Here is a 623-nt window from a genome sequence, read left to right as displayed (position 1 = left end):
GGTCAGCCAACTGCGCCTGCGCCTGGGCAAGGCCGGCCTGCGCCTGCGCCACCGCGATCTTGGCATCGGCACTTTCCAGCGTCACCACGGTCGTGCCAGGCACCACACGGTCGCCGCGCTTCACCGTGACGGTCTCGACCTGCGCCACCTCGATCGGTGCCAGCAGCACATAGTCGCCTTCGACATAGCCGACGGCCAGCGGGGCAGCCGGGGCACAGGCCGAGAAGAGCTGCGCGGCGAGCGGCAGCGAACACAGAAAGCTCATGGTCTTTGCCCCTTCATGCTTTGCTCTTTTTGGAAGCCAATATGGCCTTGAGATTACCCGATGTGACCGTCACCACCTTGGCCGCCTCGGCGGCGCCGATGTCTTTCCAGCCCATGCGGCGCATCACCGCCTCGCGGCCGATGCGGAAATAGATGACCTGGCCAATCAGCGTGAACACGGTGAGCCTTGTGGCCTCGCTTTCGGCGGGCTCGCCGGTCGCCTGTTCCCAGAGCTGGCACAGCCGGCGATGCGTCGGCTCGAAGACGCCGTCATAGATGCGGTCGAGGGCTGCCGTCGGATGCGAAAGCTCACGCAACACGAACTGCACGATCTCGCCGGCCTGCGGGCTGGCCACGAC

1 protein-coding gene and 1 pseudogene are annotated in these 623 nt (G+C 66.0%); both read right to left on the bottom strand.

Annotated features, from left to right (window positions below; genetic code table 11):
- A pseudogene (locus tag EN893_RS36865) lies at positions 1–265 on the bottom strand (biotin/lipoyl-binding protein); the annotation flags it as partial.
- Positions 266–278: 13 nt separating this feature from the next.
- On the bottom strand, positions 279–623 hold a 345-nt coding region (locus tag EN893_RS36860; RefSeq protein ID WP_128362303.1), incomplete at its 5' end, for a DUF1956 domain-containing protein.

This window comes from Mesorhizobium sp. M7A.F.Ca.CA.004.04.2.1, assembly GCF_004022825.1.
Lineage (GTDB): Bacteria > Pseudomonadota > Alphaproteobacteria > Rhizobiales > Rhizobiaceae > Mesorhizobium.
The sequence above is the reverse complement of the archived record's forward strand: the minus strand, read 5'-3'. Positions and strand labels throughout refer to the sequence as shown.